This is a genomic window from Kerstersia gyiorum, assembly GCF_004216755.1.
GTDB classification, from domain to species: domain Bacteria; phylum Pseudomonadota; class Gammaproteobacteria; order Burkholderiales; family Burkholderiaceae_B; genus Kerstersia; species Kerstersia gyiorum.
In genome coordinates this window covers 259,350-280,878 of sequence record NZ_SGWZ01000003.1, presented here as the reverse complement: position 1 = coordinate 280,878, position 21,529 = coordinate 259,350, and the positions used below count along the sequence as shown (strand labels likewise).

16 protein-coding genes are annotated in these 21,529 nt (G+C 63.0%); 8 read left to right on the top strand and 8 right to left on the bottom strand.

Translation table 11 applies throughout. The features are described from left to right. The first annotated feature begins 15 nt into the window (after positions 1-15). The gene (locus EV679_RS11135; protein WP_240733291.1) at positions 16-2,748 is read left to right on the top strand and encodes a sensor histidine kinase; all 2,733 of its coding nucleotides are present in this window, start codon (positions 16-18) and stop codon (positions 2,746-2,748) included. A 1-nt stretch (position 2,749) separates the two neighbouring features. Further along, positions 2,750-3,481: a response regulator gene (locus EV679_RS11130; protein ID WP_242611474.1), complete on the top strand. Its 732-nt coding sequence runs from the start codon at positions 2,750-2,752 to the stop codon at positions 3,479-3,481. 403 nt (positions 3,482-3,884) lie between these two features. On the opposite strand, the gene EV679_RS17645 is transcribed toward EV679_RS11130, so the two are convergent. Then, positions 3,885-4,220, bottom strand: a complete 336-nt coding sequence (locus tag EV679_RS17645; protein WP_165390022.1) for a hypothetical protein — start codon at positions 4,218-4,220, stop codon at positions 3,885-3,887. A 4-nt stretch (positions 4,221-4,224) separates the two neighbouring features. Here EV679_RS17645 and EV679_RS11125 point away from each other — a divergent pair, with 4 nt between their 5' ends. Together EV679_RS11125 and EV679_RS11120 are read left to right on the top strand one after the other, a co-directional pair. Further along, positions 4,225-6,018 carry a sensor histidine kinase gene (locus EV679_RS11125; protein ID WP_242611473.1) on the top strand — a complete coding sequence of 598 codons (1,794 nt, stop codon included), beginning with the start codon at positions 4,225-4,227 and terminating at the stop codon, positions 6,016-6,018. Positions 6,019-6,231: 213 nt separating this feature from the next. Continuing rightward, complete coding sequence (locus EV679_RS11120; RefSeq protein WP_068371844.1) at positions 6,232-6,912, top strand: response regulator; 681 nt, start codon at positions 6,232-6,234, stop codon at positions 6,910-6,912. Between the two features lie 69 nt (positions 6,913-6,981). Here the strand turns inward: EV679_RS11120 and EV679_RS11115 are convergent, their stop codons facing one another. Further along, positions 6,982-8,904 (bottom strand): bifunctional metallophosphatase/5'-nucleotidase, encoded by a 1,923-nt coding sequence (locus tag EV679_RS11115; RefSeq protein WP_130487243.1) that lies wholly within the window; start codon positions 8,902-8,904, stop codon positions 6,982-6,984. Between the two features lie 359 nt (positions 8,905-9,263). Here EV679_RS11115 and ggt point away from each other — a divergent pair, with 359 nt between their 5' ends. From ggt to EV679_RS11095, 4 genes are all read left to right on the top strand, one after another. Then, on the top strand, positions 9,264-10,994 hold the full coding sequence (gene ggt / locus EV679_RS11110; protein WP_415777759.1) for a gamma-glutamyltransferase: 1,731 nt from the start codon (positions 9,264-9,266) through the stop codon (positions 10,992-10,994). Between the two features lie 101 nt (positions 10,995-11,095). Continuing rightward, complete coding sequence (locus EV679_RS11105; protein ID WP_130487241.1) at positions 11,096-12,019, top strand: helix-turn-helix domain-containing protein; 924 nt, start codon at positions 11,096-11,098, stop codon at positions 12,017-12,019. Positions 12,020-12,194: 175 nt separating this feature from the next. Further along, positions 12,195-14,483, top strand: coding sequence for a TonB-dependent siderophore receptor (locus EV679_RS11100; RefSeq protein WP_130487341.1), 2,289 nt, complete (start codon positions 12,195-12,197; stop codon positions 14,481-14,483). Positions 14,484-14,552: 69 nt separating this feature from the next. Further along, the gene (locus EV679_RS11095; RefSeq protein WP_130487240.1) at positions 14,553-15,869 is read left to right on the top strand and encodes an NtaA/DmoA family FMN-dependent monooxygenase; all 1,317 of its coding nucleotides are present in this window, start codon (positions 14,553-14,555) and stop codon (positions 15,867-15,869) included. A 223-nt stretch (positions 15,870-16,092) separates the two neighbouring features. Here the strand turns inward: EV679_RS11095 and EV679_RS11090 are convergent, their stop codons facing one another. The 6 genes from EV679_RS11090 to fliD all read right to left on the bottom strand — a co-directional run bounded on the left by EV679_RS11090 (position 16,093) and on the right by fliD (position 21,525). Beyond that, on the bottom strand, positions 16,093-17,430 hold the full coding sequence (locus EV679_RS11090) for a FliC/FljB family flagellin (RefSeq protein ID WP_130487239.1): 1,338 nt from the start codon (positions 17,428-17,430) through the stop codon (positions 16,093-16,095). A 130-nt stretch (positions 17,431-17,560) separates the two neighbouring features. Next, positions 17,561-17,908: an EscU/YscU/HrcU family type III secretion system export apparatus switch protein gene (locus tag EV679_RS11085; RefSeq protein ID WP_130487238.1), complete on the bottom strand. Its 348-nt coding sequence runs from the start codon at positions 17,906-17,908 to the stop codon at positions 17,561-17,563. Beyond that, positions 17,905-19,239, bottom strand: coding sequence for a flagellar hook-length control protein FliK (fliK, locus tag EV679_RS11080; RefSeq protein WP_130487237.1), 1,335 nt, complete (start codon positions 19,237-19,239; stop codon positions 17,905-17,907). Before fliK ends, EV679_RS11085 begins: the two co-directional genes overlap by 4 nt. Continuing rightward, the gene (gene fliT, locus EV679_RS11075; RefSeq protein WP_130487236.1) at positions 19,236-19,619 is read right to left on the bottom strand and encodes a flagellar protein FliT; all 384 of its coding nucleotides are present in this window, start codon (positions 19,617-19,619) and stop codon (positions 19,236-19,238) included. The genes fliK and fliT overlap by 4 nt, the downstream gene beginning before the upstream one ends. A gap of 4 nt (positions 19,620-19,623) precedes the next feature. Further along, positions 19,624-20,067 (bottom strand): flagellar export chaperone FliS, encoded by a 444-nt coding sequence (gene fliS / locus EV679_RS11070; protein ID WP_130487235.1) that lies wholly within the window; start codon positions 20,065-20,067, stop codon positions 19,624-19,626. Between the two features lie 33 nt (positions 20,068-20,100). Further along, on the bottom strand, positions 20,101-21,525 hold the full coding sequence (fliD, locus tag EV679_RS11065; RefSeq protein ID WP_130487234.1) for a flagellar filament capping protein FliD: 1,425 nt from the start codon (positions 21,523-21,525) through the stop codon (positions 20,101-20,103). Positions 21,526-21,529: the final 4 nt, after the last annotated feature.

The following is a 21,529-nucleotide window of genomic DNA, read 5'->3' as shown; positions in this document are numbered from 1 at the left end:
AACAAGGAAAGAAACATGATGGGAGCCGGACAGGCGGATGCCATTCTTGGAGAAATCCGGCGTCAGAAAGCAGGACGGTTGACGGTTTTCCTGGGGGCGGCCCCAGGCGTCGGCAAGACCTGCGCCATGCTGACGCGGGCCAGGGAATTGATGCGCCAGGGTTTCGATGTCGTGATCGGCATCGTGGAAACCCATGGCCGCAGCGAAACTCAGGCCTTGGCGGAAGGCCTGCCGCTGGTGCCGCGCCGCGCAACGCAGCACCAGGGGATGGCGCTCGACGAGATGGATCTCGACGGCATCCTCGTGCGCAAGCCCGCCATCGTGCTGGTTGATGAGCTGGCGCATCGCAATGCGCCGGGCAGCCGCCATGAGCGCCGCTGGCAGGACGTGGAGGAATTGCTGGACGCCGGTATCGACGTCTATACCACGATGAATATCCAGCATCTGGAAAGCGTCAATGACCTGGTGTTCCAGATCACCGGCATACGGGTCACGGAAACCGTGCCCGATGCGCTTTTCGAGCGTTTGCGGGACATTCGCCTGGTGGACTTGCCGGCGCGGGAGCTGATCGAGCGGCTCAAGCAAGGCAAGGTCTACCTGCCCGACCAGGCCAGCCAGGCCTTGCGCGCTTTCTTCTCGCCTTCCAACCTGACGGCGCTGCGCGAACTGGCCATGCAAACCGTGGCCGATCACGTCGACGCCGATCTGCGCGAATCGCGGGCCGCCCGGGGACTGAAAGGAATTCCGATACAGCGCCATGTGATGATCGCCATCGACGGGCTGGGCGAGTCGGAATACCTGGTACGGGCTGGGGCGCGCATCGCGGAGCGGCGGGGCGCCCCCTGGTCGGTGGTGACGGTGGACACGGGCAGTTCGGCCGAGGCCACGATTTCTTCCGGCCAGCGTGGTCTCGGACACCGCCAGGACCGCGCCGCGCGGCAGGAGCAGCGCCGCCAGATGGAACTGGATCGGGCGTTTGCGCTGGCGCGGGCGCTGGGCGGAGAAACCGAAGTTCTGCACAACACGGATATCACCCAGGCCCTGCTGGACGCCGGTGCGGCCCGTGGCGCGAAATCCATCGTGATTGGCCGTACACGCGAGCGTCCCATCGCGCGTATGTTCAACCGCACCCTGACGCAGCAACTGCTGCGGCGCGGAGCGCACTACGAACTGACCATCGTGAGCACGCCCGAGGTGCGCAAGCGCCTGCCGCGCTGGCCGGACGTGACGGGCGAGTGGCTGACACAGGGCGAGCCAATGTTCGTGCTGCAGGCCAGCCTGGTCGCTACGGTGATGGCGGCGCTGGCCGATATGCTGCTGGGCCTGCAGGACCTGTCCATGGTGTTCCTGGTGGCGGTGATGCTGGTGGCCTCGCGCACGCGCATGGTGGCCGCCGTGATGACGGCGGCATTGTGCTTTCTGTCCTACGATTTCTTTTTCATCGAGCCGCGCTTCACGCCGATGATCAGTGCGCCGCGTGGCGTGGCCACTGTGTTGCTGTTCCTGGCCGCTGCGCTGATTGCCGGCCGCCTGGCGTCGCGGCTGCGCATGCAGGTGGTGGCGTTGCGTGCCGCCAATACCCATGCCGCTGCTGTGCAGGACCTGGGGCGCCGCCTGTCCAAGGCGGCAGATTTGGGGCAGGTGATTGCCGCCGGCTCTGCCGCCTTGCACGGGGCCTTGCGGGCAGATGCCTGGATAAGGATAGGCAATGTGGTGACGCCGCAGGCGCCACCGGGCGTGGCGCTGAGCGGCAAGGAACAGGTCGCCGCCGACTGGACCCAGCAGCACGGGCAGGCCAGCGGCCGCTTTACCGATACGCTGTCGGGATCGTCATGGTGGTTTTTGCCGGTGCGCTCGGACCAGGACACGCTGGGCGTGGTGGGCCTGCGGTTTCCGGCAGATATGAGCCGCCTGTCCTTCGAGCAACGCCGCCTGGCGGAAAGCATGGTGGACGATATCGCCCAGGCGGCATTGCGCACCCGCCTGGTGGCGGAACTGGAGGCCGCCCGCGTGACCGGCGAAACCGAACGCCTGCGGTCTGCGCTGCTGTCCTCGGTGTCGCATGACCTGCGTTCGCCGCTGTCTTCCATGATAGGCTCTGCCGACAGCCTGGCGCGCTACGGCAAGGACATGAGCGAGGAAGACCAGCGCAGCCTGCTGGAAACCATTCATGTGGAAGGAGAGCGGCTGGACCGCTATATCCAGAATCTGCTGGACATGACGCGCCTGGGGCAGCAAGGGCTGACCCTCACGCGTGACTGGATCGGCATGGATGAATTGGTGGGTTCGGCCTCGCGCCGCCTGCAGCGCTACGAACCGCATGTCCGGGTCGAGCATGACATTCCGGCGGACCTGGCGCCCATTCATGTACATCCGGCGCTGGTGGAGCAGGCGCTATTCAATGTCATGGAAAATGCGGCAAAATTTTCCCCGCCTGGGCAAGCCATTACCGTGAAGGTGCGGCCAGGCGAGGAAGGGCAGTTGCAGATCGACGTGTCCGATCGTGGGCCGGGGATACCCGAAGACGAGCGGCGACGTATTTTCGATATGTTCTACAGTGTGGAACGGGGCGACCGGGGGCGCCATGGCACGGGCCTGGGCCTGGCCATCGTCCAGGGCATCGTGGGCGCCCACATGGGCAGCGTCATTGCCTTGCCCGGCCCGGACGGGCAGGGAACTTGCGTGCGCATGACCCTGCCTTGGGAAGCTGCGCCTGCCCTGGGGAATGACGAAGAGGAAATGTCATAGCGTGATAAGCCAAACAGAGACGAATGCCGCCCTGCCGGCGGCGCGGGTGCTCATCGTCGACGATGAGCCGCAGATACGCAAGTTCATAGATATCAGCCTGCGCTCGCAGGGCTATGCCACGCTGCAGGCCGCGACCGGGCAGGAGGGGCTGACGCTGCTGGCCAGCAAGGGGGCGGATATCGTCATCCTCGATCTGGGCCTGCCGGACAAGGACGGTCGCGAGGTGCTGGCCGAGCTGCGCCAGTGGTCGCCGGTGCCGGTGATCGTGTTGACGGTGCGCGATGGCGAGCAGGAGAAGGTCGATCTGCTCGACCTGGGCGCAAATGATTATGTCACCAAGCCCTTCGGCGTGGACGAGCTGATGGCACGGATACGTGTGCTGCTGCGCATGGCGGGCGCGCGTGGCGAGGCCAGCCCGGTGTTTGACGATGGGCAGTTGCGGGTGGATCTGGCCTTGCGTGAGGTAACTCTCGGTGGCGAACCGGTTGCGCTGACGCGCAAGGAGTTTACGCTGCTGTCGCTGTTGATGCGCCAGCCGGGCAGGCTGGTGACGCAAACCCAGCTATTGCGTGAAGTCTGGGGGCCTACCCACGAAGACGATGCACATTATTTGCGCATCCTGGTAGGGAAACTGCGTCACAAGCTCGGGGATGATGCGTCGGCGCCGCGCTATATTGTGACCGAGCCTGGTGTCGGCCTGCGCTTTGTGGTGAAAGACCGCAGCCTTATGTGACGTTGCGCGAGGCCCGGCGCTTGTCGGAATGACAGGAGTCGGGCAGTCGGGTGCTGGTTGCGCTGTTCGATGCCCGCGAGGCCACCCATATGACTGCCATGATGAGCGAGTACATAAAGGCCATGGCCAGTATCAGGAGTAAAGGAAATTCAAACGAGTCCATGATGTTGGACTATCCCGGATAGGAAAATGATGCCTCCAGTGTAATTTTCCTGGATGCCGGTCTGTGTAAATTGTGCATAAATTCAGCAGAGGCACCCGGCGCGCCGCCAGCCAGTCTGAGGCAGGCAGCTCGTGTGACGGGACCATGCCACCCTTTTTCCTGTGGCAGGCGCGCATCATTGCAGCAAGAGCTAGGGCGTGAAGTCTGTGATGGTGAAGCATAAGAATGCGGGGCAGGTGTTCAGGCCTGGAGTGCATCATTTTCTGATTGACCAGTATGATTGGACGCATTTTCCTGAAATTCCGTTTTTTGATCCCATGACTTTTCCTGTTCTGCCCGCGTGTGCCGGTATCCGTGGCGCTTGCCGTTCCAACCGTGTGCAATGTGTTTGCGGGCCTTGTCGCCGGGGCAGGCCATGATCAGAGGCGCGTTTGCAGCCGGCCCGTTGGCATGGGGCCGGGGCGTCATGCGCCGGCTGGCGGCATGGCCGAACTGGCTTTGGCTGGCAGCGGTTTTTTTCTGTATGCCAGCATGGGCAGAGGCTACCGACGCGTGCGAACCGGAGATCCTCAGCATACAGATGGCGCAAGCGCCCGATGGCAGCCGGCCGGTGGAGGGCTGGCAGGAAACCGTGCTGCCGGATCGCTGGGCCGCGCACTGGCCGGAATATACCGGTGCGGTCTGGTATCGCGTCGATTGGGTGCGCGGCTGCCGCGACAGTGCAGCGCCGCCTGCGCCCGTAGGGCTGGCGATGGAATGGATCAGCCTGGCAGGCATCGTATATATCAATGACGACTTGTTGTGGCGCGACCGCAGCCTGTCCGAACCTTTTTCGCGCAGCTGGAACATGCCGCGTTACTGGCGCCTGCCGGAGTCCAGCCTGCATGATGGAGTCAATACGTTATGGATCGGGGTGCATGGCCTGAGCTCGCAGGGCGGCGGCCTGGGCCGGGTGCACCTGGGCGAGCCCGGAGCTTTGGAAAGCTTGCAGCAAACCAAAGTCTGGCACCAGCGCACCATGTTCATCATCAACCTGGCCATTTCCACTGTGCTGGGTTGCCTGTTTTTCTGCATCTGGCTGCAGGACCGCTCCCAGCATGCCAGCGGCTGGTATGTGCTGACGGCATTTTTCTGGATTGTGTTTGCCGCCAATATGCTGTGCACCGAGCCCTGGCCGTTCTTGAGCACCCTGTGGATGGCTCGAATCAATGTCGTGGCCTGCCTGTTGTTCGTGTGCTGCTATTGCATGTTTACCTGGAGTTTCTGCCGGTTGCGTCTGCGCCGCACGGCATGGGTACTGGGTTTGCTGCAATTGGGGATGGCGTTTGCCGTACTGCTTGTGCCAGACAAATGGCTGTCGCCGGTCACTCAGGTCGCCATATTGGGGGCCGCTGCAATCTTCAGCTCCAGCAATCTATTGCTACTGGGCTACGGCTTGGTCAAACGCTCGGTAGAGCCTTTGGTCCTGGCAATCAGCGGGCTGTTGTGCATCGCGATCAGCATTCATGACATTCTGTTGATGGCCGAGCTCATCAAGTCGCAGCCCTTGCTGAGCTACACCAGCTTGCTGACCATGCTGACGCTGTCCATTCTGCTGGGGCGGCGCATTGCCCGCAACATGCGCCGCATCGCGCAGTTCAACCAGGAATTGAGCAGTGCCGTGTCCCAGGCCTGTGACGATCTGAGCGCAACCCTGGCGCGTGAGCATGCGTTGGCGCTGGACAATTCCGTTTTGCAGGAGCGCCTGCAGATTTCGCGCGACCTGCACGACAGCCTGGGAGGCTCGCTGGTGCGCTCGATTGCAGTGGTGGAGCAGGCTCGTACCCCGCTGGACAATACCCGCTTCCTGTCCATGCTGAAGCTGCTGCGCAACGATTTGCGCCAGGTCATAGATAGCAGCGCCCAGGTCGAATCGGCCGGTGTGCATTCGCCGCAAGCCCTGATAGCGCCCCTGCGCCACCGTTTCGTGAATCTGTTTGACGAATTGGGTATTGCGTCGGAATGGAGTATTCCGTCCGCCTGGCGTATGGCGCCCAGTGCCCGGGTGTGCCTGGCGTTGACCCGGCTGGTCGAAGAAGCACTGGCCAATGTCATCAAGCACAGCCGCGCCCGTCGTGCCCTGATTACGCTTGAACTGCCGGAACAGGATATGCTGGTCCTGCGCATCGAGGATGATGGCGTGGGGTTCGATGTCGACGCTGTGCAGGACGCCGGGCTCAGCGTCGGCATGCGTTCGATGCACGTGCGGATGGAGCGCATAGGCGGCAGTCTGCAGGTGAGTTCGCGGCGTGGGCATACCAGGCTGGAGGCCAGCCTGCACCTGCACGCTGCCGGTGCGGCAGAGGGCGGTGCGACGCTGCGAACCGCGAATTAACCGGTTCAGGCGATGCGAATGCCGTACAGGCTTGCGTACTATAGGCGTGAAAAGACGCAGACCGTTTGCTGCAGCAATGCCTGGCGCTGCCGCAAGGTAACCCATGACGCATGGCGGCAACGGCTATGGCGCCGTGGTCCGGTCTGCCCTGGCAGGCGGTGACGGTATGATTCCGCAGACATTTATTGTTCGATAGAAGTAGGTGCTTCACACATGTCCGACACTCTTTTGCCAGCACCGGTTCTGATCGTTGAAGACGAGCCTTTCATCCGTACCCGCCTGACCTCCATTCTGGCGCAATTGAGCTATGAAATGGGTTCGGTGCATGGCGCCGCCACCCTGACGGACGCCCGCAGCCTGGTGCAGAAGTACGCCTACGCGCTGGCCCTGGTGGATCTGGGCCTGCCGGATGGCAATGGCATAGATCTGATCGGCGAATTGCGCGCCAGGGATGCCGACATGGGGATTCTCGTGATTTCCGCCTGGAGTACCGAGGACGCCATTCTTGCCGCCTTGCGTGCCGGGGCGACAGGCTACGTGCTGAAGGAGCGGGATGACATGGAAGTCATGCTGTCGATACGCAGCGTACTGAGGGGCGGCGCGCCGATTGATCCGTTCATCGCACGTCGGGTGATTGATCAGCTCGGGGGCAAGCCTGTGCCGGCAGCGAGCGGACAGGCGTCAGGTCAGGTGGCGATGGATGCGCTCAGTGCGCGCGAGCATGAGATCCTGTCACGGGTTGCCGATGGCCTGACGAACCGGGAGATTGCGGACATGCTTTGCATTTCCCGCTATACCGTCGATTGCCACGTCAAGAATATCTATCACAAGCTGGCCGTGTCCTCCCGCGTGCGTGCGGTCAACGAGGCGCGTACCCGGGGGCTGCTGCCCTGATACGGTCTGCCGCCCGCGCCTGAGGGCGCGGGCGGCAGACCGGGGCAGGCAGCGCCTGCCGCCGCCGTGTTACTCCACGAACTGCTGGGTGCTGTAGAACGCGTCGTCGACCGGGCGCAGGATAGGCAGGTTCGTCGTGCCGTCCTTTTCCGTCTGGCTGTCTATCCATTCCTGGAAGGCGTCGGCATCCAGTACACCCACGTCCAGGCGGCGCGAATCCGGCAACTTGCCCAGCGTGGCGTAGCCGTCACCGCCTTGCGCGACGAAGCTCAGCAGGAACAGCGTGTAGTCCTGGCGTTGCAGGTCCAGCGGCTGCCATTGCTTGGTGTCGCGGTTGAAGACTTGCAGATTGCTGATCCGCTGGCCCTTGGGCTGCTTGGTGTCCACGTGCCAGCGCAGGCCGCCGGCATAGGGGTAGGGGCCGGACGATGGTGTTTCGCCGAAGACCATGTCCATCGCGTCTTCCAGCGTATCCTTGACCTCCTGGCCGCTCACCGTCATCTTCCACAGCATGTTGGCAAAGGGCAGGACTTCGATCACATTGGCTGCGGTGACGTTGCCCTTCAGCGGAACGCGCACGCCGCCGCCGTTTTGCAGGGCGATGTCGGCGCCGCCGTAGTTGCTGTTGGCAATGTCGTAATAGGCTTGCGCCACCAGTTGCTGGATATCACCGCCACGCGCGCTGACCGAAGCCTGGCCGTTGGCGCAGGAGGCCGAGCGTGAGTAGTCGATGGAATCCGGGCCGCCAGGCACGCGGCGCGAGCACAGTTCCTGCGGGACAACTGCAACCTGCTTGGCCTTGAACTTGTCGACTTCGACCTTGAACGGCGCCAGGGTGGTGGCGGCCTTCTGGTCCTCGGCGGCGACATACAGGATGCCGCTGTCCTTGATGTCGGCATTGAAGGCGCTGGCTTCGGCGGTGGTGGCGGCGCGCTGGCCGCTGCCGTCCTTGACCTGGAAGTCATCGCCGATCAGGACGCGCGGCGTACCGTCGCAGTTCTCGACCTTGCCGTTGGCATCGAAGTTCACGGTCAGTTCACCCACGACCTGCGAGTATTCCCAGGCATGCACCACGCAGACCGTGTTGCCGTCCTTGTCCTTGACGCGGGTGGGATAGTCATAGCCGGGGCTGATGTCGGCGCCGATGTAGCGCGACAGTTTATCCTTGGGGCCCAGCAGCGTGTGCGAATCTCCGCCGACGATGACGTCCACGCCCTTGAGCTTGCTGGCCACTTCCAGGTCGTAGGTGTAGCCGATATGGCTCAGCAGCACGATCTTGTTCACGCCTTGGGACTGCAGCTGGTCGATTTCGCGCTGGGCGGCAACGACTTCGTCCTCGAACTCGGTGTCGGCATTGGGGCTGGAGGATTGTTTGGTCTTGCTGGCGATGGTCAGGCCAACCAGGCCGATGCGCTGGCCGCCGCGCTCGACCACGGTGGAGGGCAGGACCTTGCCGCTGTCCTTGAGCGGCGACGACGCGCCGAACTTGACGTTGGCCGACAGCACCGGTGTCTTGCATGCGCCGCTGTGCAATTCGTCGATGAAGATGCCCAGGCCCTCATCACCCTTGTCGAACTCATGGTTGCCGACGGCCATGGCGTCGAAGCACACCGTATTCATCAGCGCGGCGTCGGCGGCACCCAGGCTGCCTGCGCGGTTGAAGTACAGCGTGCCGGTCAGGGCGTCGCCTGCATGCAGCTTGAGCACATTGTCGTGCTGGGCCGACAATTGCTGGAATGCGGTGGTGACGCGAGGGAAACCGGCGGATGCGACGTTTACTTCCACGGTATCGCCATCCGGATTCAGCAGCTTGACCGTTCTGCTTTCGCTATCCAGGTGGGAGTGATGATCGTTGATGTGCAGGATCGTCAGCGCCAGCGGGGCGGAGGGTTCCGGCGTAGTCGAATCGTCTTTGTCGTGGTCACTGCCGCAGGCGCTGAGCAGGCCTGCCAGCATCAACGCCAACGCTGATGCGCGCAAGGGGAAATTCATGAGGCACCCTGTCCTTGGAAGTTCGGAGCAGACAGTCTGGCGCAGTGGCATGACAGGCATTTGACTGTGCTTGCAGGCGGTGCTTTCAGGTGTGGCTGGTGGGCTTCGCTTCGGGCCCGGGGGCAGGCGGCCGGGGATGCGACGGCAGGAAGGAATATGCCGGGGGCGGTTCCGACCGGATAATTGGCACTTTTCGCTGCATATTTTGCGTTAATGACGAATTTTGGCGTTTTTTCCTAGGACGAGCCCTGGCGCATGCGTGATATCGTGAGCGGTTCTGGGTTCACGACGGCTTCCCTGCCAGGGCTGGGAGGAGCATTGCCATGTCATTTTCATTGCGCGCCATTCGATTTCGTTTCCTGCCCGGCGTGGGCTTGCTGGCAGCCTTGCTGCTTGCGGGGCCTGCCGCTGCACGGCTGGTGGCGGCTGATCAGAATCCCGAGGCAGCCACTGGCTATGCCGACAGAACCCTGGTTCGGGCCCACGATTTCATGGCGGCGACGGCCAATCCGCTGGCGACCCAGGCCGCCTATCGCATGTTGGCCCGCCATGGCAGCGCCGCCGATGCCGCCATTGCGGCGCAACTGGTGCTGACGCTCGTGGAACCGCAGTCGTCCGGCTTGGGCGGCGGCGCGTTCCTGATGTACCACGATGCGGAGCAGGGACGTCTGCATGCCTATGATGGCCGGGAAACGGCGCCGGCCGCCGCCACACCTGATCGTTTCATGGCCGATGGCCAGCCCTTGCCCATGCGCATGGCTGTCAACAGCGGTCTGTCGGTAGGGACGCCTGGCGTCCTGCGCTTGCTGGAAACCATGCACCGGGCGCACGGCAAGCTGCCCTGGGCGGAGTTGTTCGAGCCTGCGATCGAACTGGCCGAACAGGGCTTTCCGGTCTCGCCGCGCCTGCATGCCCTGCTTGAGGAGAACCGGGCGTTGCGCGACCAGCCTGCGGCTGCCGCTTACTTCCTGGACCCGGACGGCGAGCCGTGGCCGGTCGGCCATCTGCTGAAGAATCCGCAGCTGGCCCAGGTGTTCCAGCTGCTGGCCAGCCAGGGCGCCGATGCGTTCTATCACGGTAGTATCGGGCGCGACATCGTTGCAGCCGTGCAGGCGCATCCCGTGCCGGGCGACTTGAGCATGGAAGACCTGGCCGCCTACCGCGTCGAAGAGCGCGAGCCGCTGTGCGGCACTTACCGTATCTACCGGCTGTGTGGCATGCCGCCGCCCAGTTCCGGCACGCTGGCTATCCTGCAGATGCTCAACGTGCTGCAACCCTATGAAATCCGCCACCTGGAGCCAGGCAGCCTGGCGGCGGTGCATCTGTTCTCCGAGGCAGGCCGCCTGGCCTATGCCGACCGCGACTATTATGTCGGCGATCCGGCGTTCGTCGACGTGCCGCTGGAAGGTCTGCTGGACCCGGATTATCTTGATGACCGCAGCGCACTGATAGACCCTGAATATTCCATGGGCATGGCTGCGCCGGGCCGGCCGCCAGGCATGCAGGCGGAACCGGGGCAGGACCAGGCGCTCGACCTGCCGTCCACCAGCCATATCGTGGCTGTGGATGCGCAAGGCAATGCCCTCTCCATGACAACAAGCATCGAACAGGCCTTCGGCAGCAAGATTTTCGTCCGGGGATTCCTGCTCAATAATCAGCTCACCGACTTCTCTCTGTCGCCCGAGGACAAGGCCGGCCACCAGGTAGCCAATCGCCTGGAGGCGGGCAAGCGGCCGCGCAGCAGCATGGCGCCCATGGTGGTGTATCGCGGCGACAAACCCTATATCGTGCTGGGGTCGCCCGGCGGCAGCGCCATCATCAACTATGTGGCGAAAGTATTGGTTGGCGTGCTCGATTGGCATCTGGACATCCAGCAGGCGATTTCCCTGCCCAATATGGGCAGCCGCAACCGGCAGACCGAACTGGAAGCCGGAACCACGCTGGAACAACTGGCCGAGCCGCTGCGGCTCATGGGCCATGAGGTCAGTATCATGGCGTTTCCCAGCGGGCTCAACGGCATTGTCCTGGATGCCCGGGGCCTGAGTGGCGGTACCGACCCACGCCGCGAAGGGTTGGTGCTGGGCGATTGAACGTCCACCGCGTCGAAAGTTGCCCCCCTGGGCCGCGATATATTAAATATAATGGTTCTCATTAATGAGAAATCACGGCATGGCCAGGGCGTCCGGTGGATATGACAGAACAGCGAAGCATCGGCGGCGGCGCGTTTGCGTCGCAACGGCCGCGCCATGGCTGGCGTGAACTGCGGCCGGGCCTGACCTTGCAGTGCGGGGTGGAGGCCCACGCAGAGGCCTGCGTGGGCGAAGCCGTCATCGACGACCACATCCGTATCGTATTGGTCCTGGAGGGCGCGCTGGATCTGCGTTACGACTCGCATCCGCTGAACCTGCAAGGGCCGTCCGGCGGTCGGGGCCGCAGCGTCCGCAACGGGGCGGTCGTGACCTTGCAGGAACCCGTGCGCCTGCGCAGGGTCGTGCGGCAAGGGGATGCCTCGCGCCGCATCAGCATAGGCGTATCCCGGTCCTGGCTGCAGGAAACGCTGGGGGAACCGGGGCAGGAGGGCGGTGCGTCCGCCAGGCACCTGGATACCGTGCAATGGGCCATTTCGCCACGTGCCTGCGTGCTGGCGGAACAGTTGCTGAATCCGCCAGCGCTGCAATCCTATCTGGCAGGGTTGTACCAGGAAAGCCGCACCATCGAACTGATCGCCGAGGCGCTGGTCCAGGCGCGTGGCGGCGGCACTGCCGGCCAGGAGCCTGGCGGCGCCCGGTTGTCTTCTGCCAGCCTGCGGCGCATGACTGAACTCAAGGCCTGGTTGCAGGACCATGCCGCCGAGCCGCTGCAACTGGAACAGATCGCCCGGCAGATGCATACCACGCCCAGCACCTTGCAACGCCACTTCCGCCTGGCGTTCGGCACGACGGTCTTCGATTTCCTGCAAAAGGAAAGACTGCGCCAGGCCAGGATGGCGCTGGAACGGGATGGCATCAGCGTGGAGCAGGCGGCTGCCTTGGCAGGCTATGCCAATGCTACCGGCTTTGCCACGGCTTTCCGGCGCTGTTTCGGCTTGTCGCCCAGCCAGGCCCGCCTGCGCTGAGTCGCCCCCCGGCGGGCCGGGTACGGAGCGGGCGCCACCCCGTTTCCCTGCGGATCTTCGATTGCATTTTCCTCGAAGCTTTTTGCCTTTCCGGCGAAGGCCGGGCAGGAGCACGCATGCGACCATTTCATAAATGGTAAGGAATCTTATTATCACCAAGGAGAATTCCGTGCATATGTCCTCCCCCAGCCGCTTGCCGCGCCGGTGCGCCGGCCAGGGTCGGCGCCATCCAGGCGCTGCTTCCCTACCGGTATCCACCCATGCCTTGCTGGCGGCGCTGCTGCTGTCCGTATGGGGGCAGGCGGCGGCCCAGTCCGCCGGGGCACCGCAGCCCACGCCGGATGGTGAGAGCTCGCCGGCCGAGCCCGCGATGCTGGAAAGCATCACCATCAATGCCTACCGCCAGGCGGAAACCATAGGCGCGGCGACCAAGACCGAGACGCCGCTGATCGAGACCCCGCAGACAGTGACGGTCATCGAGCGAGATGAAATGGATGCCCGGGGCGTGCAGAACCTCAATGAAGCCACGCGCTATACCGCAGGCGTGCTGCCGGAAAGCCAGGGGATGGATAACCGTGTCGACGACATGTACATCCGCGGCTTCGATGCCGGCAGCTGGGGGGCCAACCTGATGCTGGACGGCATGCGGGCGCCCTCGGATGGCACCTTGAGCTGGAACCGCGCATCGTTCAATACCTGGAACCTGGAACGCGTGGAAGTGCTCAAGGGACCGTCCAGCGTGCTCTACGGCCAGCTGGCGCCCGGCGGCATGGTCAACCAGGTGACCAAGGTGCCGCGTGCCGGGCAGATGCAGACGGTCTGGGCCCAGATAGACGCCAATGGCCGGCCCACCGAGGCATTTGACCTGGGGGGCGCCAATGACAACGAGAACGTGCTCTGGCGCATGGTCGGCTTGCACGGCAGCGGCAAGACGCAGCTCGACCACGTGCGCCACAAGCAATGGTTCGTGGCACCCAGTGTGACGTTCAAGTTCAACGAGGACAATACCAAACTGACCCTGCTGGGCATGTACCAGAAGGACAGCGGCGGCAGCACGTTCCAGTTCCTGCCCTACCAGGGGACGGTAGTGCCGGGCGCACAGGGCTTCATCAAGAACAAAACCTTCCTGGGCGAGCCGGACTGGAATGTCTATGACCGCAAGGAGTGGTACGCCGGCTGGCAGTTCGAGCACAAGTTCAATGACAACTGGAAACTGAGCCAGAATGCGCGCTACACGCACGTGGATTCGCTGTACCGCGCCACGGTGGGGTTTGGCGTGCGCGGTGCGGCAGTGACGGACCTCAATACCCTGACCGACGGCCATATCCTGAAGCGCAGGGCGGTGCAGGGGGAAGGAGATTCCAACGCAAAGACCGTCGATACCCGGGTAGAAGGCAAGTTCTCCACCGGCGTGCTGGAGCACACCTTGCTGGCGGGCTTTGATTGGCGCGAGAACAAGTGGGACTTCCTGCGCAAGATGTCCAATGCCTCGCCGGATGCCATTGCAATAGATATCTACGATCCCGTCTACACCTACTACGATTTCGAGCCCTCGCTGACGCTGGTGCAGATGGAGACGGACGAGAAGAACCGCCAGATGGGCGTGTATCTGCAGGACCAGCTGGCCTGGGGCAAGTGGCGCGTTACGCTGGGCGGGCGCCAGGACTGGAGCCGCATCGACACGCTGAACCGCCTCAACGACGAGCGCACGGTCACGTCCGATCGCGCTTTCACCGGCCGGGCCGGGCTGACCTACCTGGCCGACAACGGCCTGGCGCCGTACCTGAGCTTTTCCCAGTCGTTCCAGCCTGTGGGCGGCGTGCAGCGCAATGGCGATACCTTCAAGCCGCTCAAGGGCAAGCAATGGGAAGCCGGCATCAAGTACGAACCGCGCGATGTGGACGGCATGCTGATGCTGTCGGCTTACGAACTGACCCAGGAGAACGTGCTGACGGCCGACCCGACCAATGTGACGACCGGTGCGTCGTTCCAGGTGCAGACCGGCAAGGTGCGGGTCCGTGGCATCGAACTGGAAGGGCGGATCACGCCATTTGATGGTTTCAGCGTGATCGGCGCGGTCACGCGCATGGACTCCAAGGTCGTGCGCAGCAATGACGGCAATGTCGGCAATGAAATGATACGCGTGCCTGACTGGATGGGTTCGCTGTGGCTGGACTACACCGTGCGCAGCGGCGCGCTCAAGGGCCTGGGCTTCGGTGGCGGCCTGCGTTACATCGACGATACCTACGGCGATCTGGCCAATGTGCTGCATATTCCGTCCTATACCTTGTTCGACGCGGCGCTGCGCTATGACATCGCCCATGTCGGCAATGGCGACCTGAGGCTGTCCATCAATGCCAGCAACCTGGCGGACAAGCGCTATGTCGCCACCTGCACGGCGGCAACATCGTGCTACTACGGTACCGGCCGGACGGTCATCGCCAATCTGCGCTATAGCTGGTAATCACAGCCGCAAGAGCGGTTGCCCGCCTGCCGCCGGTGGTATCTGCGGCAGGCGGCAAGGAGCTTCAAGGTGGGACAACAAAAACAATTGTGCATCGGCCTGTCGCTGGCCGTGACCTGGCTGATGGGCAACGGCTGGCGCCGTCCGGACAGCCGCGTCGAAGACATCTATGACATCGGCTTCTATGCCGGGTTGGCGCGCCGGGCCGAAGAGGCCTGTCTGGACTTCCTGTTCCGGCCGGATGCGCTCTTCCTGGACCGGCAGGCACTGCGGCATTCGCCCGGATTCAGCAGCCTGGACCCGACCGTGCTGGTGGCCGCGCTGGCGGGTGCCACGCGGCACATCGGCCTGGTCACCACGGCCGCGACGACCTTCAATCCGCCCTATGTCGTGGCGCGCCAGCTGCAGTCGCTCAACTGGGTGACGCAGGGACGGGTGGGCTGGAACGTGGTGACGGCGCTGGACGGCAACCTGAACTTCGGCGCGGCGGCCATGCCGTCGTCTGCTGAGCGGTATCGCAAGGCGCTGGAGTTCGTGCAGGTTGTGCGCGAACTCTGGCGCAGCTATCCTCACGCAGCGCTGCGCTGCGAACGGGAATCCGGTGCCTATGCCGACGCATCCTGTGTGCGGCCCATCGACCATGACGGCGAATTTTTCTCGGTGCAGGGGCCCTTGAACCTTCCGGCGCCAGCCTACGGCATGATGCCGCTGTTCCAGGCGGGGGCGTCTCCCTGGGGGCGGGATTTCGCGGCCTGTATCGCGGATGCGGTCTTCGCCGCCACGCCCGATATCGAAGCCGGCCAGGAACTGCGCCGCGATTTGCGTGAGCGCGCCAGCGCTTACGGCCGCCAGCCCGACGCCATTCGCGTGCTGCCGGGGCTCAGCCTGTTCCTGGCGCCCGGCGAGCGCGAAGCCCGGGAGCTATATGCCGAGACGCACGTCGAGCAGGATATGGCGCGCAAGTATGCGCGCGTGCAGCAACTGCTGGGAGTGGACCTCACCGTGCTGGACCCGGACGAACCGCTGGCGCTGGACATGCTGCCGGCGGCGCATAGCGCGCCGGGACAAGGACAGACGCATGCGGCACTGATGCGCCGCCTGATCGAACGGGAAACACCGAGTATTCGTGATTTCATGCAGCGCCCGGAAGTGGCCGGTTCCGCGCATTGGCAGGTCGTCGGTACGCCAGCGCAGGCGGTGGCGGCCATCAGCGAGCGCTTTCGGGCCGGCGCGGCGGACGGTTTCATCGCCTTGCCGGGCGGCGCCTGGCAAAGCCTGACGCTGTTTCTTGATGAGGTGGTGCCTGGATTGGCCCAGGCGGGGCTGTTTCGCAAGGACTACGCAGGTTCCACCCTGCGCGAGCACCTGGGCATGACGGAGGCCTGAGGCAGGGCGGCTGCATTGGCGGGACCAAGCTGGGGGGACATTGCCCGGGGATAAGTGCGTGACAGAAACATGGAACCGAATGCGAGAATGCCAGCCCTGTTGCCAGGACTGGCATTTCTATTTTGCCACGCGGCGTCCAGGGGAAGACGCCTGCGTCGGCACTTGGGTTGCCTCCGTTCACTGAGCGGAGGCAACCATGGCAGGTGACTATCTGCTGATGGAATTAACGCAGCAGCGACAGCACGGTTTGCGGAACCTGATTGGCCTGGGCCAGCACCGAGGTGCCGGCTTGTTGCAGGATCTGCGCACGCGTCATGTTGGAGACTTCGACGGCGTAGTCGGCGTCTTCAATACGCGAACGGGCGGCCGACAGGTTGTTGACCGTGTTGTTCAGGTTGGCAATCGTGGACTGGAAGCGGTTTTGGATGGCACCGAGGTCAGAACGTAGTGAGTCAACTTGTTGCAAGGCCTGGTCCAATGCGGCAAGAGGAGATCCCTGCTCAGGAGCGATGGCGTCAGTCGTAGCGGTTGTAGCAACCGTGAATGTGATATTTCCTGCAGCATCTTTGGCACCTGGCGTTGCATCGTAGTAGGAGGTGTTGCCTGACGCATCGGTACTGCGAATGTAGAAACTGTTTTCCAGTTTAATCAAATTATTTTGATTATTGGCAATGGCAGTATTGGCAGAAAGATCAATTTTTGCTTTTCCGTCGTCAGGCTCTCCTGCAGATGCTGTGCGTACAGTAGGTTCATTTCCCGAGGTGACCGGGGTAAACGTACCTGTTGTAACAGCAGTGGCGCCTGAGATATCTTGCGTTACTGCACCAGTATCAGGATTCGCATTGTCAAGGTCGATTTGATAGTAAGTTTCGGAAGCGCCGCTATCTTTAACATAGTAATTAGTGCCATCTGTAAAGATGCCCGATTCTATAGATTGCCCTGTTATCCCTGTTGTATCCAGACTGAGTTTTGTTTCAGTAACTGGCGCAGTTGTAACAGAAACGGCATCTCCTTCATTGATGGTTTGAGCGATTTTTGTTGCATCCAAATTACTCAGATTCAATGAGTTTCGGTTGATTTTTTGCAAATTTACCGAAATTGTTTCAGAATCGTGCGATCCTACTTGAATGGATAGTGTTTGATTGGATGCTAGTACCTTGACACCATTGAATTGAGTTTGTTCTGAAACGCGATTAATTTCTCCAAGGCGCTGAGTGATTTCTGCCTGAATGGTGTCCAGATCGGTCTTGGAATTCGAACCGGTGGCGGCTTGCACCGTCAGTTCGCGCACGCGTTGCAGGTTGTTGTTGATTTCGTTCAGCGCGCCTTCCGTCGTTTGGGCGATGGAAATGCCGTCGTTGGCATTGCGCGACGCCTGGGTCAGACCCTTGATGTTGGCGGTGAAGCGGTTGGCAATGGCCTGGCCTGCCGCGTCATCCTTGGCGCTGTTGATGCGCAGGCCGGACGACAGGCGTTCGATGGCCGTGCCCAGGGCATTTTGCGACTTGCTCAGGTTGTTCTGGGACACCAAAGCCAAGTAGTTGGTATTAATGACGGACATAGATGACTCCTGTGAGGGATAAGGCAGCAATGTCCTGCTGCCGGTTGACCAGGAAAACCCCGTTCGGGGTGGAATCCTGGCCCTTCACCGCTGGTGCCGGGCAGGCCCTGTGTTTCCTGTACACCCGGGTTTACGGCTGCTGGCCGCCAGGATTTAGTGTGTCCGGCAAAATTATCTTTGCGGCAGCGGGCGCCGCTTCTGCATCCAGCTGGTATAGCCAGGTCAGCAGTTCCGCGACCACCAGATAAAGGGCTGGCGGAATCTCTGCATCCATATCCACGCGCATCAGAAGCTCGACCAGTTCCGGCGATTCATGCACATGAACGCCATGTTCCCTGGCGGTACGGATGAGGGTGTCGGCGATGGCGCCATAGCCCTTGGCGACCACTCGTGGTGCGCTGTCATGGCTTTCATAGCGCAGGACGGCGGCGCGCGGACGCCGGGGGCCTGGAGAAGGGGGGCCGCCCTGCGTGCTCATGCCGACTCTCCGTTGCGGGGCCTTGCCGGCAATGGGGGCGCGCGGCTGGCATCGGTGGCGGTAGCAGCAGGCGCAGCTTCCGCCGTTTCCGCAGCTTCCGCCTGCCGTGCCATGCTTGCCATGGGTTCGGCTTGCTGGACGTCCAGGCTCAGGATATCCAGGCCGGCGGCAGCCAGGCGTTGCTGAAGCATGGGGCTGGCCTGGTGCAGCACGCTTTCATGGCTGGCGCTTTCGAACTGCAGCTCGCATTGCATGCCGCGCAGGCTCAAGGCGACATTCACTTCTCCCAGGTGCGGCAATTGCAGGCGCAACCGGGTTCTCCAGGCGCTGGCGGACGACTCTGCGCTTGCCTTGCCGGCTTCCTCTTCGCCAGTATTGCCGTCATTGAGGTCATCATCGTTGCCTTCCCGTCCCGGCAATTCCGGCAGCAAGGCCGGCATGGCGTCACGCTGGATTTCCCAGTGCATGGGGGCGCCGGGCCAGGCCTCGCCCCTGGCCTGCCATGTCTGCGTGGCAAGGACTTCCAGTTGCTGGCGTACCAGCATGGCGTGTTCAGGCGCCAGCGGCGTGCCGCCTTGGCCAGCCAGAACGGCGGCAGCGGGTGGTGCGCCGCGGTCCGCACCCGCCAGGGCCGGGAGGCTGCTCTGCGGTTGTTGCCGCAGGGTGTCGGCCGGCTGGCCTTCGAACGCCACCCGGGCCAGATGGGCTTCATAGAACATGCCACTCTGGCTGACCTGTTGCATCAGGTGCTGTGCCAGCAGGGTCACCAGCGGCGAGCTGGCTTGCATGGCGGCGGGCTGCACAGCGCTATTGTCCGGCACGAAGGGCGTTGCAGACAGACTGGCCGGTGATGGCGGCTGTCCTGTTCTTGGCGTCAGGCCGTCGGCCAGGGTTGGCTGGGGATGAGGAGTGGCGGCGGCCAGTAGCGTGGCTGCAGGCAGGGTATCTGCGCCGGGCAGCATGGGCTGGCGCAGCACAACTGCCGGAGGCTGTTGCGGCAATTGTTGCAGCAATGTGAGGATGGCGCGGGCGGCCTGTCCCAGCGTGGTGGGCGAGGAAGGGAAACGCCTTCCCGCCGCGCTGTCGGTGGCGTTTTGCCCGGGCACCGATGTGTCGGGGGCAATGGGACGCCTGCCAGTACGGCCAGGCGCCCTGATGGCGCCGTCTTCATCGCCGCTGCGGCCATCGGCGCCGGGAGCGGCTTCATGGCCCGGATGCTCCGGCAGGGGAAAAGGTGCCGTGGCCGGGCGGGCATATTTCGACAGCGGTACGCCCAGCACGGCATCCAGCCGTTGCAGCAGGAGCGCGTTGGGAGCCGACGGCCCGTTCATTTGAATTCAGCCTGCAGTGCGCCGTAGCTGCGGTGCAGGCGCTGGGAATGACGCGTGCTGTGTACTGCAGCCAGCCGGCTGTCGCGCTCTTTGCCGGATATCTGGCGAGCGGCGAGTTCCAGCGCCAGGGCTTCTTGCAGCAGGGCCGCGCAGCGGGCCTGCGTCGGTTCGGGCAGCTCAGCCAGGGTAATGCCCGCTCGCAAGGTCTCGCCCAGCCCTGCGTAGTGCTGGCCATGCGCAATGAAATCGCTCCAGCGGCCGGCCTGGGCAGCCTTGAGTAGCTGGCTGGCCGTGCTGGCAAGCGCAGCACAGCAGCGCAGCCATCCGGCTGCGTCGCGGGCGCTGTCTGGCGTGGGCAGGGGGGAGGGGGACGTTTTCATCGGTTCAGGGTGTCAGGGCATGGCTGCTGCTGGCCGGCGTGTCTACGCCGCTGCGCCAGGCATCTGCAATCTGGCCCAACAGCGTGGCGGCACGTTGCAGGGCGTCGTCGTCAGCCTGCAGATTGCCCAGCAGCAGTTGCCGGATGATGTAGTCGTAGAGGTCGTGCAGATTGGCTGCCAGTTCACCGCCGGCGTCCAGGTTCAGGCTGTTCATCAAGCCGTTCTGGACGATATCGACGGCCTTGGAGACCGACTGGCCGCGCCCGGCGATGTCATGGGCGGCAAGCTGGTGCCTGGCCTTGGCGACGGCGGCCAGGGCGCCGTCGAACAGCAGGGTAATCAGGCGTTGCGGTGAAGCGCTGCCCACCTGGGTTTCCAGGCCAATGTGGGCATAGGCCCGGGCGCCTTGCCCGGGGCGGCGGCCTGCGGAGTAGGAAAAAGTGTTCATGAATGCGGCTATCCGGGCTGCGGGCGGTAAGGATTATGAGGATTGCGTATTTTTCTTCAGTTGCGCCAACTGCTCGGTCAGGTAGGTACTGACAGAGCTCATTTTTGTCACGGCAGCGTCCAGCGCGGTGAATTGCGCGGTATAGACCGCCATCTGGTCTTCCAGGCGCAGGCTGGCAGCCTCGTACTGTTTTTTCAGGCTCTTGATGTTGCGGTTGATGTTCTCTTCCAGGTTCTTGAACAGGCCGCTGCCTGCCGAACTGTCTTCCAGCATTTGCTTGGTGGTGTTTTCCACCTTGGCCGCAATACCGTCTTCTCCCTGGAACAGGGCGGCGACATCCGCGCCGTGATTGCTCAGAGCCTTGGACAATTTATCAGTATCCAGCTTGAGGTCGCCACTGACAGGGTCGGTAGTGATGCCGATCTGGCTGAGCGAGCGTATGGTTTCGCCGCTGCCGATGGTATTGAGCGGCTGGCGCATACTGGTCTGGATCTGGCGCGTCGTGTAGTCGCCGGTCAGCACGCTTTCGGTTTCCGCCTCGACATCAAAGGCCGTCAGGTTGGTGATGGTCTTCTGCAGGTTGTTGTATGTATTGACGAAATTCTGGATCGCCGTGCTTGCCAGCGTGTTGTCGCGGGCAATGCTCAGGCTGGCAGGCTTGGGGTCCGTGCTGTCGCCTGTGGTGCTTTTCAGGTTCAGCGTCACGCCGTCGATGACGTCTTTCACCGTGTTGTTCTGGCTGGTGATGTCGATGCCGTTGATGTTGAGCTTTGCATCGGCGGCGGCCGTGCCGACCTGCAACTGAGTGGCCGGATCGGCGCCGGTGCCGTCGTTGTAGCCGATAGCCTGGCCCAGTGCGGCGTTGCCTTCGACCTGGATTGCGGTCACGGCCGCCTGGGTACCGGTTTCGCTGCTGGTCAGCAGCAGCCGGAAACCATTGCCGTCATTGAGCAGGCTGGCCTTCACGCCCAGGTCTTCCTTGGCATTGATGGCCTGGACCAGCTTTTCCGGCGTCAGTTCGCCCTGCAATTCCAGGGTCGTGCTTTCCTTGCCCGCGAACGAGAAGGTCACTTTACCCCCGCTGCCTACGGCAGTGTCCCGGGCGCTGAAGGCGCTGCCTGTATAGAGCGTCTGGGCCTGTGCCAGAGAAGTCACGGCGACGGAGTAATCACCGGCGATGGCCTTGTTGGTGCTGCTGGCAGTGAAGGCTTCGCTGCTGCTGGTGGCCTTGGTGGCGTTGAACAGGTCGCCGGATGCCAGCGTCTTGGCACTGCTGCGCATGGTTTCGACGGCGCCTTTCAACTGGCTGTACGCGGAAAGACGCGCTTCCTGGGTCTGTTGCTGTACCTGGATGCGTTCCAGGGATTTGTTCTCGGCCTTGCGCAGGTCTTCGAGCAGCTTGGTCAGAGGCAGGCCGGAACCTACGCCGAGGTTGGAAGAGACAGAAGAAGTTGCCATGAAA

Bases quoted from the DNA above. Each gene is read 5' to 3' on its own strand.
- fliS (WP_130487235.1), bottom strand. From the start codon at position 20,067: ATGAACACTTTTTCCTACTCCGCAGGCCGCCGCCCCGGGCAAGGCGCC.
- EV679_RS11085 (WP_130487238.1), bottom strand. From the start codon at position 17,908: ATGAGCACGCAGGGCGGCCCCCCTTCTCCAGGCCCCCGGCGTCCGCGC.
- EV679_RS11090 (WP_130487239.1), bottom strand. From the start codon at position 17,430: ATGTCCGTCATTAATACCAACTACTTGGCTTTGGTGTCCCAGAACAAC.
- EV679_RS11115 (WP_130487243.1), bottom strand. From the start codon at position 8,904: ATGAATTTCCCCTTGCGCGCATCAGCGTTGGCGTTGATGCTGGCAGGC.
- EV679_RS11120 (WP_068371844.1), top strand. From the start codon at position 6,232: ATGTCCGACACTCTTTTGCCAGCACCGGTTCTGATCGTTGAAGACGAG.
- EV679_RS11135 (WP_240733291.1), top strand. From the start codon at position 16: ATGATGGGAGCCGGACAGGCGGATGCCATTCTTGGAGAAATCCGGCGT.
- EV679_RS11100 (WP_130487341.1), top strand. From the start codon at position 12,195: ATGTCCTCCCCCAGCCGCTTGCCGCGCCGGTGCGCCGGCCAGGGTCGG.
- EV679_RS17645 (WP_165390022.1), bottom strand. From the start codon at position 4,220: ATGCTGAGGATCTCCGGTTCGCACGCGTCGGTAGCCTCTGCCCATGCT.
- EV679_RS11125 (WP_242611473.1), top strand. From the start codon at position 4,225: ATGGCGCAAGCGCCCGATGGCAGCCGGCCGGTGGAGGGCTGGCAGGAA.
- fliD (WP_130487234.1), bottom strand. From the start codon at position 21,525: ATGGCAACTTCTTCTGTCTCTTCCAACCTCGGCGTAGGTTCCGGCCTG.
- EV679_RS11105 (WP_130487241.1), top strand. From the start codon at position 11,096: ATGACAGAACAGCGAAGCATCGGCGGCGGCGCGTTTGCGTCGCAACGG.
- fliT (WP_130487236.1), bottom strand. From the start codon at position 19,619: ATGAAAACGTCCCCCTCCCCCCTGCCCACGCCAGACAGCGCCCGCGAC.
- fliK (WP_130487237.1), bottom strand. From the start codon at position 19,239: ATGAACGGGCCGTCGGCTCCCAACGCGCTCCTGCTGCAACGGCTGGAT.